Origin of the sequence: Diaphorobacter caeni (assembly GCF_015354245.1) — a bacterium.
Lineage (GTDB): Bacteria > Pseudomonadota > Gammaproteobacteria > Burkholderiales > Burkholderiaceae_C > Diaphorobacter_A > Diaphorobacter_A caeni.
In genome coordinates, this window is the sequence record NZ_JADKYZ010000004.1 from 323128 (window position 1) to 337224 (window position 14097).

14 protein-coding genes are annotated in these 14097 nt (G+C 65.0%); 2 read left to right on the forward strand and 12 right to left on the reverse strand.

What is annotated here, in order from left to right; genetic code table 11:
- Positions 1-17 precede the first annotated feature (17 nt).
- From lptC to ISG32_RS12305, 3 genes are read right to left on the reverse strand one after another with little or no spacing between them, the layout of a single operon-like run.
- Entirely contained in the window at positions 18-674 is a 657-nt protein-coding gene (lptC, locus tag ISG32_RS12295) for an LPS export ABC transporter periplasmic protein LptC (RefSeq protein ID WP_194771297.1), read from the reverse strand.
- On the reverse strand, positions 671-1258 hold the full coding sequence (locus ISG32_RS12300) for a KdsC family phosphatase (protein ID WP_194771298.1): 588 nt from the start codon (positions 1256-1258) through the stop codon (positions 671-673). Before ISG32_RS12300 ends, lptC begins: the two co-directional genes overlap by 4 nt.
- Complete coding sequence (locus tag ISG32_RS12305; RefSeq protein WP_194771299.1) at positions 1258-2262, reverse strand: KpsF/GutQ family sugar-phosphate isomerase; 1005 nt, start codon at positions 2260-2262, stop codon at positions 1258-1260. Before ISG32_RS12305 ends, ISG32_RS12300 begins: the two co-directional genes overlap by 1 nt.
- 49 nt (positions 2263-2311) lie before the next feature.
- Between ISG32_RS12305 and ISG32_RS12310 the strand changes: the two genes are divergently transcribed.
- Both ISG32_RS12310 and ISG32_RS12315 read left to right on the forward strand, forming a co-directional pair.
- Positions 2312-4303 (forward strand): monovalent cation:proton antiporter-2 (CPA2) family protein, encoded by a 1992-nt coding sequence (locus ISG32_RS12310; RefSeq protein ID WP_194771300.1) that lies wholly within the window; start codon positions 2312-2314, stop codon positions 4301-4303.
- 33 nt (positions 4304-4336) lie between these two features.
- On the forward strand, positions 4337-4894 hold the full coding sequence (locus tag ISG32_RS12315) for an adenine phosphoribosyltransferase (protein WP_194771301.1): 558 nt from the start codon (positions 4337-4339) through the stop codon (positions 4892-4894).
- Between the two features lie 106 nt (positions 4895-5000).
- Here ISG32_RS12315 and ISG32_RS12320 read toward each other — a convergent pair whose 3' ends face one another.
- The 9 genes from ISG32_RS12320 to rpmH form a co-directional block, all read right to left on the reverse strand.
- Positions 5001-6047, reverse strand: a complete 1047-nt coding sequence (locus ISG32_RS12320; RefSeq protein WP_194771302.1) for a hypothetical protein — start codon at positions 6045-6047, stop codon at positions 5001-5003.
- Positions 6048-6179: 132 nt separating this feature from the next.
- Entirely contained in the window at positions 6180-6674 is a 495-nt protein-coding gene (locus ISG32_RS12325) for a Crp/Fnr family transcriptional regulator (protein ID WP_194771303.1), read from the reverse strand.
- A gap of 230 nt (positions 6675-6904) precedes the next feature.
- Complete coding sequence (otnI, locus tag ISG32_RS12330; RefSeq protein WP_194771304.1) at positions 6905-7726, reverse strand: 2-oxo-tetronate isomerase; 822 nt, start codon at positions 7724-7726, stop codon at positions 6905-6907.
- 70 nt (positions 7727-7796) lie between these two features.
- Entirely contained in the window at positions 7797-9200 is a 1404-nt protein-coding gene (gene mnmE / locus ISG32_RS12335; RefSeq protein WP_194771305.1) for a tRNA uridine-5-carboxymethylaminomethyl(34) synthesis GTPase MnmE, read from the reverse strand.
- 116 nt (positions 9201-9316) lie between these two features.
- Entirely contained in the window at positions 9317-10903 is a 1587-nt protein-coding gene (locus tag ISG32_RS12340) for an ABC transporter substrate-binding protein (RefSeq protein ID WP_194771306.1), read from the reverse strand.
- A gap of 186 nt (positions 10904-11089) precedes the next feature.
- Positions 11090-12787, reverse strand: coding sequence for a membrane protein insertase YidC (yidC, locus tag ISG32_RS12345; protein WP_194771307.1), 1698 nt, complete (start codon positions 12785-12787; stop codon positions 11090-11092).
- Positions 12784-13089 carry a membrane protein insertion efficiency factor YidD gene (gene yidD, locus ISG32_RS12350; protein WP_228529770.1) on the reverse strand — a complete coding sequence of 102 codons (306 nt, stop codon included), beginning with the start codon at positions 13087-13089 and terminating at the stop codon, positions 12784-12786. Before yidD ends, yidC begins: the two co-directional genes overlap by 4 nt.
- Complete coding sequence (locus tag ISG32_RS12355) at positions 13086-13610, reverse strand: ribonuclease P protein component (RefSeq protein ID WP_194771308.1); 525 nt, start codon at positions 13608-13610, stop codon at positions 13086-13088. The genes yidD and ISG32_RS12355 overlap by 4 nt, the downstream gene beginning before the upstream one ends.
- A 90-nt stretch (positions 13611-13700) precedes the next feature.
- Complete coding sequence (gene rpmH / locus ISG32_RS12360; RefSeq protein WP_005798102.1) at positions 13701-13835, reverse strand: 50S ribosomal protein L34; 135 nt, start codon at positions 13833-13835, stop codon at positions 13701-13703.
- Positions 13836-14097: the final 262 nt, after the last annotated feature.

The window sequence follows — 14097 nt, forward strand, 5'->3', positions numbered from 1 at the left end:
CCGTCGTTGGACCGGCTTCAGGGCCGGTTGTTGTTGCGTGGCGTGAGCGTCGAAGTGACGCGGCTCGGCTGCATCTTGCCCTTGACGTCGCCGCGCATGTTGAGCACCTGGCTGTAGTTGTCGAAATCCATGGCGTCGCCGGTGAACTGGTCGGGGCCGCGCGTGAGCGTCACGGGCAGATGGGATTTCACCCGCTCGTCGTTCGGCCAGACATGCAGAAACTCCCCACGGAACTGCATCGGCGGGACCGACTTGGCGCCGGTCTTCCGGAATTCCTCGCGGGTGACGACGGCGTCGCCGAAGAGCTGCACCTCCGTGCCGTCCGAATTCGAGAGCGCGCGGTTCGCGGTCGCGAGCGTCACGCGGCCGTCGGGGCTGATCGAGCGCATGCGGGCCTTCTGGATCTCGAGCGTGTCGGTGTCCATGAAATGCTTGAGCGTCTCGCCCTGGATCTCGCTTTGCAGACGCCCCGTGGCGTCGAACGACTTGATCGAGAAGTCGCGCATGTAGTAGTCGGGCTCGTGCGACACCTCGCGCTGCTGCGGTTGCTCGGTAGGCTTGGGGGCGTTGCGCACCAGCCACCAGGTGCCAAGCGCGAGCAGACCCATCAGCAGAATGGGCAGATAGATGGAGAAGATCTCCCAGACGCGGCGCATGCGCTCGTTGAAGGTCATGCGTATTCCGCCAGCAGTTGCGCGTATTTGCCGCTGGCCACCAGCAGCAGGTCGCAGAGTTCACGCGCCGCGCCGTGTCCGGCCGCCGCTTGTGTGATGTAGTGCGCGTTGGCCTTCACGTCGATCTGCGCGTTCAGCGGTGCACAGGCGAAGGCCGAGCGGCGCATCACCGGCAGATCGGGCCAGTCGTCGCCCATGGCGGCGGCCTGGCTCCAGTCGAGTCCCAGCTCGGCCAGAATCGCCTCGGCCGCCGGGCGCTTGTCTTCTGTGCCGAAACGCGCGTGCACCACGCCCAGCGCCTTCAGACGCAGGCGCAATGCGGGGGAGTCGCGTCCGGTGACCACGGCGGGCGTGATGCCCGCCTTCTGCAGCAGCTTGAGGCCATGACCGTCGAGCGTGTTGAAGCGCTTGATCGTCTCCCCATGCTCCGAGAAATACAGTCCGCCATCGGTCAGCACGCCGTCCACATCGAAGAACACCACGCGCACGGGCTGCGCTCTGAGCAGCAGTTCGGGATCGATCCGCAGCGTCGGTTGCAGCGCCGTTGTCTGCGATGGGGCCGCAGCGCCTTGGGATGGGTTCATCAAATGACCTTTGCGCGCATCAGATCGCCGATATGCACCATGCCGAGCAGCTGATTCTGCTCGTCGGTGACCAGCACGCTGGTGATGGAGTGCTGCTCCATCAGCGCGGCCGCGTCGGCGGCCAGGGCCTGCGGGCGGATCGTGCGCGGCTTGGTGTGCATGACTTCGCCCGCCTTCGCGCCCAGCAGTTCGCCGCCGGACTCGATGCGGCGGCGCAGGTCGCCGTCGGTGAAGATGCCCAGCAGGTGGCCTTGCGCATCGACCACGGTGGAGGCGCCCAGCGACTTGGCGCTCATCTCGCGCATCAGCTCGCTGAACGACGCCTCGGCCGACACGCGCGGCAGCTCGTCGCCCGAGCGCATGACGTCGCGCACCAGCGTGAGCAGCTTGCGCCCAAGCGCACCGCCAGGGTGCGAGCGCGCGAAATCCTCGGCGCGAAAACCGCGCGCGTCGAGCAGCGCCACGGCCAGCGCATCGCCGAGCGCCATCTGCGCCGTGGTGCTGGTGGTGGGCGCCAGATTCAGCGGGCAGGCCTCGCGCTCGACTCCGGAGTCGAGCACGACGTCGGCGTACTTGGCGAGCGACGATTCGAGCCCGCCGGTCATCGCGATCAGCGGCACGCCCTGGCGCTTCAGCACCGGCAGCAGCACGGTGAGTTCGTTGGCCTCGCCGCTGTTGGAGATGCCCAGCACCAGGTCACCCTGGGTGACCATGCCGAGATCGCCGTGGCTGGCCTCCGCCGGGTGCACGAAAAAGGCCGGTGTGCCGGTGGATGCCAGCGTCGCGGCGATCTTGCGGCCCACGTGGCCGCTCTTGCCCATGCCCATGACCACGACGCGGCCGGGAGTGGCAAGAATGCGGGCAACCGCATTGACGAACGACGCTCCCACACGGTCGGAGAGAGCCACGAGCGCGTGGGCCTCGTCCCGCAGCGCCTCGCGCGCCAGATGCAGGGCGCGGTCGTGGTCGAACGAACGGGTGGAAGTTGGTAAAGAGGTAGACATTCGGGAATTTTATAGGGCGCACCCGCCCTTCGCTCGTTTAGCATCAGTCATGTCCTCATTGGCCCTCACCCTGCTCTATCTGCTTGCCGCCGTGCTGGCCGTCGTCGTCTGCCGCACGCTCAAGCAGCCGCCGATGCTGGGCTATCTGGCGGCAGGGGTGCTGATCGGGCCGCATGCGCTTGCGCTGGCCAGCAATTCCGAGGGCGTGCGCCATCTGGGCGAGTTCGGCGTGGTGTTCCTGATGTTCGCCATCGGCCTTGAATTCAGCCTTCCCAAGCTGCGCGCGATGCGCAAGTTCGTGTTCGGCCTCGGCCTCATGCAGGTGGTCGTGACCATGCTGCTGTCGTTCATCGGACTGATGCTGCTGTCGCGCTTCGTGGGTCGCGTCTGGGACATGAGCTGGCAGACCGCCGTGGCGCTCTCGGGCACGCTGGTGATGAGCAGCACCGCCATCGTCGTGAAGATGATGGCCGAGCGCGCGGAACTCGAATCCGAGCACGGCCGCCGCGTGATGGGCATTCTGCTGTTCCAGGATCTGGCCGTGGTGCCGCTGCTGATTTTGATTCCCGCGCTCGGCGCCGCGCCCGACAAGCTGATCTGGGCGCTGCCGCTCGAAATGCTCAAGGCCGCCGCGCTGATCACCATTCTGCTGACCGGCGGCCAGCGCCTGATGCGCTGGTGGTTCAACCTCGTCGCGCGCAGGCACAGCGAGGAGCTTTTCATGCTCAACCTGCTGCTGTTCGCGCTCGGTCTCGCGTGGCTGACCGAGATGGCCGGACTGTCGCTGGCGCTCGGCGCGTTCATCGCGGGCGTGCTCGTGTCCGAGACCGAATACAAGCACCAGGTGGAAACCGACATCCGCCCCTTCCACGACGTGCTGCTGGGCCTGTTCTTCATCACCATCGGCATGCAGCTCGACTGGCACATCCTGCTCGAGCGCTGGGCGCTGGTGCTGCTGATGGTGACCGTGCCGATGCTGCTCAAGGCGCTGGTGATCTTCGCGATCTCGCGCTTCATGGGCGGCGCGGCGGGGGTGTCGCTGCGCACCGGCATCTATCTGGCGCAGGCGGGGGAATTCGGCTTCGTGCTGCTCACGCTCACCTCGGCGCAGGGGCTCATCCAGCCAGCGCTGATGAACCCGATTCTGGCGGCGATGGTCGTGTCCATGCTGATCACGCCGCTGCTCATCCAGTACAGCAACCGCATCGTCATGCGGCTCGCCGCGAGCGACTGGATGATGCAGTCGCTGCAGATGACGCAGATCGCCCGCCAGGCCATCAACACCGATCACCACGTCGTGATCTGCGGCTATGGCCGTTCGGGCCAGAATCTGGCGCGGCTGCTCCAGATCGAGCACATCCCCTACCTCGCGCTCGACCTCGACCCCGACCGTGTGCATCAGGCGGCCGCTGGCGGCGAATCGGTGGTCTACGGTGACGCCACCCGCCTGCAGGCCCTGATGGCCGCAGGTCTCGGCCGCGCGAGCGCGGTGGTCGTCACCCATCTGGACACGCACGCCACGCTCAAGACGCTCGCCAACATCAAGAAGCACGCCCCCAACGTGCCGGTGATCGTGCGCACGGTGGACGACGCCAATCTCGACAAGCTGCAGCTCGCGGGCGCGAGCGAGGTCGTGCCCGAGGCCATCGAAGGCTCGCTGATGCTGGCGAGCCACGCGCTCGCGCTGGTCGGCGTGCCCATGCGCCGGGTGATCCGCCTCGTGCGCGAGCAGCGCGAGGGCCGCTACCAGCTGCTGCGTGACTACTTCCACGGCGCGGACGACGACACCCCCGCCGAGCTCGATCAAGAGCGCCTGAAGTCCTTCACCCTGCCCTCGGGCGCCGCCGCTCTCGGCCGCGCGCTGCACGAGCTGGCGCTGGGCACGCGCGAGGTCCAGTTCGTCGCCGTGCGCCGCGCCAATGGCTCGGTCAGCGCCGACGCGACCGACCCGTCGCTGCTGGCCGAAGGCGATACACTCGTGCTGCGCGGCCTGCCCAAGGCGCTGGCCCTCACCGAAGACCTGCTGCTGCGCGGCAAGTGATCCCCGCCACCTCCCAACACCACACACCCCACCATGCAGCATCCTTTGAGCGTCAACGAATACCTGCGCCAACACATGCGCACCGTGCCCGACTGGCCCGCACCCGGCGTGCAGTTCCGCGACATCACGCCGCTGCTGCAGGACCCCAAGGTGTTCCGCGTGCTCATCGACGCCTTCGTGCACCGCTACATGGACAGGAACCTGCGCCCCGACGTGGTCGCCGGGCTCGATGCGCGCGGCTTCATCATCGGCGCGGTGATCGCGTATGAGCTCAACGTCGGCTTCGTGCCGATCCGCAAGAAGGGCAAGCTGCCCTTCACCACCGTCGAGGAAACCTACGAGCTCGAGTACGGCAGCGCCACCGTCGAGCTGCATTCCGACGCCGTCAAGCCCGGTGACCGCGTGCTGCTGATCGATGACCTGATCGCGACGGGCGGCACGATGATGGCCGGCAAGAAGCTGCTGGAGCGTCTGGGCGCCACCGTGACCGAGGGCGCGGTCATCGTCGATCTGCCGGAACTCGGCGGCTCCAGACGACTGCGCGATGCGGGCCTGAAGATCTTCAATCTGGTGGATTTCGAGGGCCACTGACGGCCACAAAGCAAAACGCCGACCTCATCGTCGGCGTTCTGCTTTTTACGCTTTGCGTTTTGCGCTCAGCCCAGGTCACAGCAACCGTCAGAGCGTGCTTGCGATCTCATTGCAGATCGCCGTACTGGGTCGCGCTCAGGTCCGAGCTGGCCGAATCGGCAGGCATCTCCGTGTCCGCGAAGCCGGAAGCAATCGAAGGCTGGAGCAGCGGCGAGCGGGACATCGGTCCGCTGCGCACGGTCGTTCCCGGACGTTCGGCAGCCGACGCCGGACGCGCCGCGCCATTGGAAGCTCCGGTGCCGCTGAGCGCACGCTTGAAGGCCGCGACCTCGTCGTCCTCGATGGGGTCAAAGTTGCCGAGTCCCCCGGCGGCGCTCGCGCCATGGCTGCCGTTGATCGTGTTCACTCCATTGAGTTCATTGAGGCCATTGGCTCCATTGACGCCGTTGCGGGAGGCAGCCACTGGCGCCGAGCGGACGGGCGCGAGTGGCGCATGCGCGCTGTCCAGCAGCGGGCTGCGCAGGCTGTTGAGCGGCGACAAGCCCGAGTTGCCGCGCAGCGGAGCCATGCCAGAATTGCCGCGCAGCGGCGCAGGCGCGGAGGTGCGTGCCTCATATGAGCCCACCGGCATGACGGGCGCACGAATCGTGTGGGGAGTGGCAGAAGCAGTGGCCGGTGCGGACTCCTTGTCCGCCGCGCGGCGCATGCGCAGGCCCAGGCCCAGACCCGCGGCCGTGTTGTCGTGCATGCGCCAATAGACGGCGGTCACCAGAATCTCGAAGCGCGCCTTGGCGCTCTGGGTGATCAGGCTTTCGATTTCGCCCAGCCGGGCCGTGCTGGCACCGTACTCGCGGGCCAGATCGATCATGACTACGAACTGCTGACCATTCTGGTCAAGCGACAGCACCTTGAATTTGTAGCCTGCCGACAACACACCGGCACGCGCCATCGCGTCGCGGACCACCATGTAGAGCGCCTCGCGACGCTCCATGCGAACGTTCTTGCGCGCCAACTGCTCGGCTTGCTCAGCGAGCTTGGGCGCGCGAGCCTGTGCCTGAGCCGCAGCGGCGGCCGCTTGGGACGGGCTTGGCTGCGCCTTGCGCGGCGCAGCGCCCGGAGAGGGTCTTCGTGAGAACCAACTGAAAAAAGACATGGCGCACCTGAAATGAAGCGCTTTGAAAAATGCGCAAATAAGTGTACAGCGCTACCCTAAAGCGCATGCTACTGGTCAGCCAAGAAGTTAGCCAGTCTTTTTTTGATGTGAGTTAAATCAAATATCTATCAATCAAGTAGAGGCCACACGGCGTTTGCGATTGCCCAGGCGCTTAGACAGCACCGCCCCCACCGCCATCACCAGGTGCAGCGCCACCGCTGGCTGGCGATTGGACAACTCGGTGAAACGCATCGCCGGCAGGCTCCAGAGCTTGCACGGCGATCCCGCCTGCACCGTGGCCGAGCGCGGCAGGTGCGAGAAGAACGCTCCCTCACCCACCACCGAGCCGGGGCCGACGATGGCCAGACGCAGACGCTGCTTCTCGTCCTCGAAGTGCACGCTCAGCGTGCCGCTCTCCAGCAGATACAGCGTGCGATCGCTCGTGCCCTGCGCAAACAGCACCTGTCCCGCCGGCAACGACACCGGCAGCAGATAGGGAGCCAGCAGATCCCATTGCTCCGCATTGAGCACATTGTTCAGGCTGTCATCCGCGTTGGCGTGACTGATGGCCTGCACCAGTCCATGCAGATCCACCTTGCCATCGCTTCTTGTAACTATCGTATTCATGGCATGGAAGCTAAATTGATTGTAAAAAATCGCACCCGCCTGCCCGCACCCGGAATGGTCTCCACACGGTGCGCAGCACGCGAATTCGCGCGAATGATGAAACGTTTGCCCACAATTTAATCAGTTCTTGCGGATTACTCAAGCATCGCATGATTTCCGGCACTTGTGCGGACCGGATTCAATGTGCATGCCGCCCTCCAGGAACATGTTGCGAGCGCGACGGAGTCGGCTCACGCACGAGACGCTGTCGTGTCGGCACATGACGCGCTCATCCAGCCCAGTCCCGCGCTCGTCCCCCCCGCCACCGCGCCGCGCGCGGGGCGGTATTCGCAGCCGATCCAGCCGTCAAAGTCCAGACCGTCGATCAGCGCGAAGAGATACGGGTAGTTGATTTCCCCCACGTCGGGCTCGTGCCGCTCGGGCACGCCGGCGATCTGCAGGTGGCCGACACGGCCCGTCGGCAAATGGCGGCGGATCCGGGTCGCCAGATCGCCCTCGACGATCTGGCAGTGGTAGAGGTCCATCTGCACCAGCACGTTCGGCTCGCCAATCTCGGCCACCAGCGCGTGGGCATCGTCCTGTCGCGACAGGAAGTAACCCGGCATGTCGCGGCCATTGATCGGCTCCAGCAGGATGCGGATGCCGTGCTCACCGGCAAGCCGTGCGGCCCAACGGACGTTGTTCACATAGAGGCGGTGCGCCTCGGCCCGCTCCAGGCCGCTTGGCACCAGCCCCGCCATCACGTGGATGCGCGGGCAGTCCAGCGCGCGCGCATAGTGCACCGCCCGTTCGATGCCCTCGCGAAATTCCGCCTCGCGCCCCGGCAGGCAGGCCGTGCCACGCTCGCCCGCGTCCCAATCGCCGGGCGGAGCATTGAACAGCACCTGCGTGAGCCCATGGCGCCTCAGTCGCTCGGCCAATTGCTCCGGCGCGAAGGCGTAGGGGAACAGGAACTCCACGCCCTGAAAACCATCGGCGGCGGCCGCGGCAAAGCGGTCGAGAAAATCCAGCTCGTTGTAGAGCATGGACAGGTTGGCGGCAAAACGCGGCATGCGCGGTCTCCTGATGGTGGTGCAAGCGAGTAGGCAGCGGGCGGTGGGCAGCAGGCGGCGGGCCGCCGGCTCACTTGCCGATGCAGAACGACGAGAAGATCACGCCGAGCAGGTCATCCGACGTGAACTCGCCGGTGATGGTGTTGAGCGCATTCTGCGACAGGCGCAGTTCTTCGGCCAGCAGATCGAGCGCCGGGCTGTTCGCGTGGATCTGCGCGGCCGACTCCATCAGGTGCGCGTCCACTTCGCGCAGCGCGGCAATGTGGCGCGCACGCGCGATGTAGAGTCCTTCCGGCGCCGATTGCCAGCCCGCGATCTCCAGGAGCTTGCGGCGCAGCTCCTCCAGCCCGTCGCCCGTGCGTGCGGAGAGCCGCACCTGCGCCATGCGCCCTGCCTGCAGTTCGGCGGGCGCGGTCACGCTGGCCGCGTCCGTCTTGTTCCACACATCGATCACCGGCACCTTCTCGTGCAGCTGCTCGGCCAGCTCGGCGGCGATCTGCGCGTCCACGGCCACGTAGCCAGCGTCGTTCATCCGCGTCAGGTCATGGAGGAAGAGCACCGCGTCGGCCGCCTTGATTTCCTCCCACGCGCGCGCGATGCCGATCTTCTCGACCTCGTCATCGCTCTCGCGCAGCCCGGCCGTGTCGATCACATGCAGCGGCACGCCCTCGATCTGGATGGTCTGCTGCACCTTGTCGCGCGTCGTGCCGGCAATCGGCGTGACGATGGCAAGCTCCGCCCCGGCAAGCGCATTGAGCAGCGAGCTCTTGCCCGCGTTCGGCTGACCGGCGATCACCACCTTGATGCCCTCGCGCAGCAGCGCGCCCTGCTGCGCTCGCTGCATCACCGCGCCAAGCTGCAACTGCAGGCGCTCCAGCTGCCCGGCTGCGTCGGCCTTCTTCAGAAAATCGATTTCCTCTTCGGGAAAGTCCAGCGTTGCCTCGACCAGCATGCGCAGATGGATCAGCGCATCGCGCAGCGTATGGATCTCCTTGGAGAACGCGCCCGAGAGCGAGCGCCCCGCGCTGCGCGCAGCCGCCTCGGTGCTCGCGTCGATCAGATCGGCGATCGCCTCGGCCTGCGCCAGATCGATCTTGTTGTTGAAAAAAGCGCGCTGCGTGAATTCGCCCGGCTCGGCCAGACGCAGTTGCGGCAGCGCCTCGCGCGCAAGTTCCATACAGCGTGCCACCAGCAACTGCAACACCACCGGGCCGCCATGCGCCTGCAGCTCCAGAACGTCCTCGCCGGTGTAGCTGTGCGGGCCAGGAAAAAACAACGCCAGCCCGCGATCGATGGCCTGCCCGGCCGCATCCGGAAACGGCAGGTAGTGCGCCTCGCGCGCATTGAGCTTGCGGCCCAGCAGTCGCTCAACGAATCCCGCCAGCCCCTTGCCCGACACCCGCACGATCCCCACGGCCCCGCGTCCTGGAGCGGTGGCGATGGCAACGATGGGGTCGGCGTGGCGTGGAAGCATGGTGAGAGTCTGAAATCGAATGGGCGCAAATGCTGGCAGCGATCATAGCCAGCGCATGAAAAAAGCCCGCTTTCGCGGGCTTTGCAAGCATAGCCGACGGGCGGCTCAGGTGATGCTCACTTGAGCGTCGTCCAATTCGGCATCGGACGGTCATCCGCGCGGTGCTGGGTGGTCACGCCCTTGCGCATGGCCCAGGGGCGGATCTGGTGGTGAACGGGCAGGTAGTAGTACTCGTCCTTGACCAGCTTGAGCGCATCGTGGATCAGCGCGTCGCGCTTGCCGGCGTCCATCTCGACCTTGATCTGGTTGATCATGCCGTCGAGCTTGGCGTCGCTGAAGCGGCCGGCGTTGTAAGTGCCCACACCCTTGCCATCCTTGGTGGCCATGAGCGCGTCGAGCGAGTACAGCGAATCGAAGGTCGCGACGCCCCAGCCGAACAGGTAGGCGCTGACTTCGGCGTTCATCACGCGGGTGACGTACTGGGCCATCGGCGCGGTCTTGAGGTTGGTCTTCACGCCGATGCGGGTCCACATCGCGGTCACGGCCTGGCAGATGGCTTCATCGTTGACGTAGCGGTCATTCGGGCACTCGAGGTTCAGCGAGAAACCGTTCGGATAGCCCGCGTCGGCCAGCAGCTTCTTGGCGGCTTCGACGTCGTACTTGGAGGCCCGCGCATCGAGTTCCTTGGTCGAGCCATGAACCATCGGCGCGACCATGACGCCCGCGTTGACCGACAGGCCACGCATGGTGCGGTCGTGGATGCCGGCGATGTCGATGGCCTGATACAGGGCCTGACGCACGCGCTTGTCCTTGAGCGGGTTCTTGCCCGGCGTGCCGGCGCCGGGGAGCTCGTCGCGAAACTGGTCGAGGCCCAGATAGATGGTGCGGTTTTCCGCGCCTTCGATGATCTTGATGTCGGGGCTGGCCTTCATGCGGGCCAGATCCTGCGGAGGTGGATCGACCACAAAGTCGACCTGGCCGGAGATCAGCGCGGCCGAGCGGGTGGCTGCGGACTTGATGGGGGTGAACACCACCTCGTCGATGTTGCCCTTGGGCTGATCCCACCAGTTCGGGTTCTTCTTCAAGACCAGCTTCACGTCGGGCTGCCAGCTCACGAGCTGGAAGGGGCCGGTGCCGTTGGCGTTGCGGGAGGCGAAGTTTTCTTCCTTGCTCGCGTAGTCCTGCGACTTCGTCGAGTTGTTCTTCTCGGCCCATGCCTTGTTCATGATGCGCGCTTCGGTCAGGTCGCGCAGCAGCGTCGGGTTGGGGCCCTTGAGGATCAGGTCGACGGTGAAGTCGTCGACCTTCTTGATTTCCTGAATGCTCGCCACCGAGGCGATCATGTTCGACGGCTTGGTGCCCGCGCGGGTGAGGGAGAACACCACGTCGTCGGCGGTGAACGGTGCACCGTCATGGAATTTCACGCCCTTGCGCAGCTCGAAGCGCACCTGCGTGGGGGAGACCTGCGTCCATTTGGTGGCCAGGGCAGGGACGGTCTGGTACTTGTCGTCGTAGCGCACCAGGCTCTCGTAGACCTGCTGCATGTAGGCATGCGTGGTCTGGTGGTTCTGCGACATGGGGTCGGTGGTGAGAATGTCGTTCGCACCGGCCGTGCGCAGGGTCACGGCGCTGGCCGAGCTGCCGATGGCCGCCAGCAGCGCCGCCGCAAGAATTCCCCGCTTGAAACTCGCTCCTCGATTCATATCCCTGACTCCTAGATGTTGAGTTCATGCCCGTGAATTGGCAGTCATCTCCGCTTGCAAGGGTTGTGCCATTTCGGACAAAGAGACTTGCATGCTACCGAAAACGACAAAGGCCGCGTAGCGGCCTTTGTGCGTTTTAGCTAGGGATAAACGCTCAAGCGATCAAGCGTTTTTCATGCCATTCAACTACTTGAATTTCGGCAGGTTGAATTGGGGCGGCACCCCCATGCGCGTGTTGATGATCCACTGCTGCGCGATCGACAGAATGTTGTTCGTCAGCCAGTACAGCACGAGGCCGGCCGGGAAGAAGAAGAACATCACCGAGAACATCAGCGGCATGATCCACATGAGCTTGGCCTGCATCGGATCGGGCGGTGCGGGGTTCAGCGCGGTCTGCAGCAGCGACGACAGCATCATCAACAGCGGCAGGATGAAGAACGGATCGGGCACCGAGAGGTCATGGATCCAGCCGATCCATGGCGCGTTGCGGATTTCCACGCTCGACTGCAGCACCCAGTACAGCGCCATGAACACCGGCATCTGGATCAGGATAGGCAGGCAGCCACCCATCGGGTTGACCTTCTCCTCGCGGTAGATGCGCATCATCTCCTGCTGCATCTGCTGCGGCTTGTCCTTCAGGCGCTCGCGCATTTCCTGAATGCGTGGATTGATCGCCTTCATCTTGGCCATCGAGGAGTAGGCCTTGGCGTTGAACCAGTAGAACGCGATCTTCAGCAGCAGCACCAGCGCCACGATCGACCAGCCCCAGTTGCCGATGAACTTGTGCAGCTCGGACAGCAGCCAGTACAGCGGCTTGGCCAGAATGGTCAGCCAGCCGTAGTCCTTGACCAGCTCAAGGCCGGGCGCCAGCGATTCGAGCACGGGCTCGACCTGCGGGCCCGCGAACAGGCGCGCGTTGAGCGTCTTGGTCTGGCCTGGCTCCACGGTGCCCACCGGCGTGATCATGCCGGCGGCGTAGAGCTTGTCGCCCACCTTGTTCACGAAGTTCTCGCGCTGCGTGCCGTCACCCAGCAGCCAGGCGCTCGCGAAGTAGTGCTGCACCATCGCCACGAAGCCCGCATCCGAAGTCTTCTCGATGCTGACCTTGTTGTTGTCGATGTCCTTGAAGGTGACCTTCTGGTACTTCTTCTCGGTGGTGTAGACGGCCGGGCCGGTGAATGTCGAGTAGAACGGGGTCTGGTCGCCGGACTCCGTGTTGTCACGCACCAGCTGCATGTACAGACGCGGGTTCACGGCGGCGCCGCTGTTGTTCACGACGTCGTGCTGCACGGCCACGTCATACGCGCCACGCTTGAGCGTGTAGGTCTTGACCAGCTTCACGCCGCCGACTTCGGCGGATTCAAAGCGCAGCTGCACGGAATCCTGACCGTCCTTGAGCTCACGCGCGCCCGGTTGCACGGTCATCGCGGTCTTGTGGGTCGGGAAGGTGCCGCCGATCAGGCCGGACTGGCTCAGATACTTGTGCGTGGCCGAGTCGTCGAACAGCACCACGGGCTGGGGAGGCGTGGACTTGTCGAAATACTGGAGCAGCTCGGCGTGCTTGAGCGTGCCGCCTTCGCTGTCGAAGGTCAGGCGCAGCACGTCGTTGGCGACGACCACGTCCTGGCGCGGCGCGGCGGCGGGAGCGGCTGGCGCAGCGGTGGCACCCGGCACGTCGGCGGCGCCCGCAACGGCGGCGGAAGCCGTCGGCACGGTCGCGTCTGCGGCGCCGGAGGCGGCATCCGCTGGCGACTTGGCGGTCTGTGCCTGCGGAACGGGGAAGAAGGTGGCTTTCTGGCCGTTATGTACTTGCCACTTGTCCCACAGGAGAACCAGCGAGAAGGCAAATATCACCCACAGTATGGTGCGGCGAATATCGTTCATGAAGTCTTCGTAGAAGAGGAAGCGGATGAAGAGGAGGAAGGCGGCGGCACATGTCGCGAGAACAGCCGCGTCGCACGCGGTGGCTCCTGCGGCACTGGATCGTGCCCTCCGTCACACCAGGGATGACAGCGCGCAAGCCGGGCGATCGTCAGATAGCTGCCGCCTGCTGCACCATGTATTTCCAAAGCCTCGAGAGCATAAACCGAACAGGTGGGCTCGAAACGGCAAGCCGAGCCCAGCCAAGGGCTAAGCAGCAGCCGATAGCCGCGCACCAGCGCCATGAGTGCGTTGCGCACGATCATGGATTCTCCCCGGAGGCTTTTTGCGCCTTGGGGCCTTTCGGACTTTTCTGCGGCCGCACGGCATAGGCGAAGAGCTGCCTGAGCTCGTCGCGCACGGCGGCCTTCAGAGCGTCGGATGTGGCGCTCGGAAACTGCTTGCGGTCGAAGGTGGAGCGCAGACGCACCACATGCGCCGCCACGGGCAGCTGCGACTCGAAGTCGGCACCCGCCACATAGATCTGGCGCTTGATGGCGTTGCGCGTGACGGCGCGACGCGCCCAGCGCTTGGGCACCATCGCGCCGAGCCAGGGGCCTGCGTTTTCGTGCGCCGCAACGACAAACAGGGCCTGCGCGGCGTGCTGCTCGCGCGGCACGCTGCCAGACCCGTCTGACGATTGGCTTGTTTCTTCGGCCAGAGCCTTGGGGGTTTCACCGTCCGGCAGCACCAGACCCAGTCGATGCAGGGCGAAGTGCGGTGTGCGGGAAACAGTTCCACCCGCCATGGCAGCCTGAAACTGGGGGCGGGTTTTCAACCGGTGCATAAGCGCCAAAGCAACGCCCTGCGCGGATTGGAGGGACTTGCAACCGGGGCTTGGCATCGCGAGGAGCCAAACCCATCAGTCAGCAAGACCTCAGACAGCCAGACGCTTGCGGCCCTTGGCGCGGCGAGCGTTGATGACGGCGCGGCCGCCACGAGTCTTCATGCGGACCAGGAAACCGTGGGTACGTGCGCGGCGGGTCTTGGAAGGCTGGTATGTGCGTTTCATGATTCAAAATTCCTTGATAGTTCAGTTACAGGCCCGGCTTCGATCGGCCGATCAGCCCGCCAGACATCCCCAAGCAAATCACTCCGTACTCAAAGAGCAAAATGGTTCACCCGGGCTGGATCACCCTGAACGGGTTCAGGGAAACCGGCGATTATTGCAGGCTTGAAAGAATCTTGCAATCCCCGGGAATTGTCGTATTTTTACGCAACGGCGCACGAATTTGCCAACCAGATCGCACCAGAACGGTGAATAGACATGAGGA

Excerpts from the sequence above, each read along its gene's own strand:
- lptC (WP_194771297.1), bottom strand. The coding sequence starts at position 674 with ATGACCTTCAACGAGCGCATGCGCCGCGTCTGGGAGATCTTCTCCATC.
- ISG32_RS12300 (WP_194771298.1), bottom strand. The coding sequence starts at position 1,258 with ATGAACCCATCCCAAGGCGCTGCGGCCCCATCGCAGACAACGGCGCTG.
- ISG32_RS12305 (WP_194771299.1), bottom strand. The coding sequence starts at position 2,262 with ATGTCTACCTCTTTACCAACTTCCACCCGTTCGTTCGACCACGACCGC.
- ISG32_RS12310 (WP_194771300.1), top strand. The coding sequence starts at position 2,312 with ATGTCCTCATTGGCCCTCACCCTGCTCTATCTGCTTGCCGCCGTGCTG.
- ISG32_RS12315 (WP_194771301.1), top strand. The coding sequence starts at position 4,337 with ATGCAGCATCCTTTGAGCGTCAACGAATACCTGCGCCAACACATGCGC.
- ISG32_RS12320 (WP_194771302.1), bottom strand. The coding sequence starts at position 6,047 with ATGTCTTTTTTCAGTTGGTTCTCACGAAGACCCTCTCCGGGCGCTGCG.
- ISG32_RS12325 (WP_194771303.1), bottom strand. The coding sequence starts at position 6,674 with ATGAATACGATAGTTACAAGAAGCGATGGCAAGGTGGATCTGCATGGA.
- otnI (WP_194771304.1), bottom strand. The coding sequence starts at position 7,726 with ATGCCGCGTTTTGCCGCCAACCTGTCCATGCTCTACAACGAGCTGGAT.
- mnmE (WP_194771305.1), bottom strand. The coding sequence starts at position 9,200 with ATGCTTCCACGCCACGCCGACCCCATCGTTGCCATCGCCACCGCTCCA.
- ISG32_RS12340 (WP_194771306.1), bottom strand. The coding sequence starts at position 10,903 with ATGAATCGAGGAGCGAGTTTCAAGCGGGGAATTCTTGCGGCGGCGCTG.
- yidC (WP_194771307.1), bottom strand. The coding sequence starts at position 12,787 with ATGAACGATATTCGCCGCACCATACTGTGGGTGATATTTGCCTTCTCG.
- yidD (WP_228529770.1), bottom strand. The coding sequence starts at position 13,089 with ATGATCGTGCGCAACGCACTCATGGCGCTGGTGCGCGGCTATCGGCTG.
- ISG32_RS12355 (WP_194771308.1), bottom strand. The coding sequence starts at position 13,610 with ATGCACCGGTTGAAAACCCGCCCCCAGTTTCAGGCTGCCATGGCGGGT.
- rpmH (WP_005798102.1), bottom strand. The coding sequence starts at position 13,835 with ATGAAACGCACATACCAGCCTTCCAAGACCCGCCGCGCACGTACCCAC.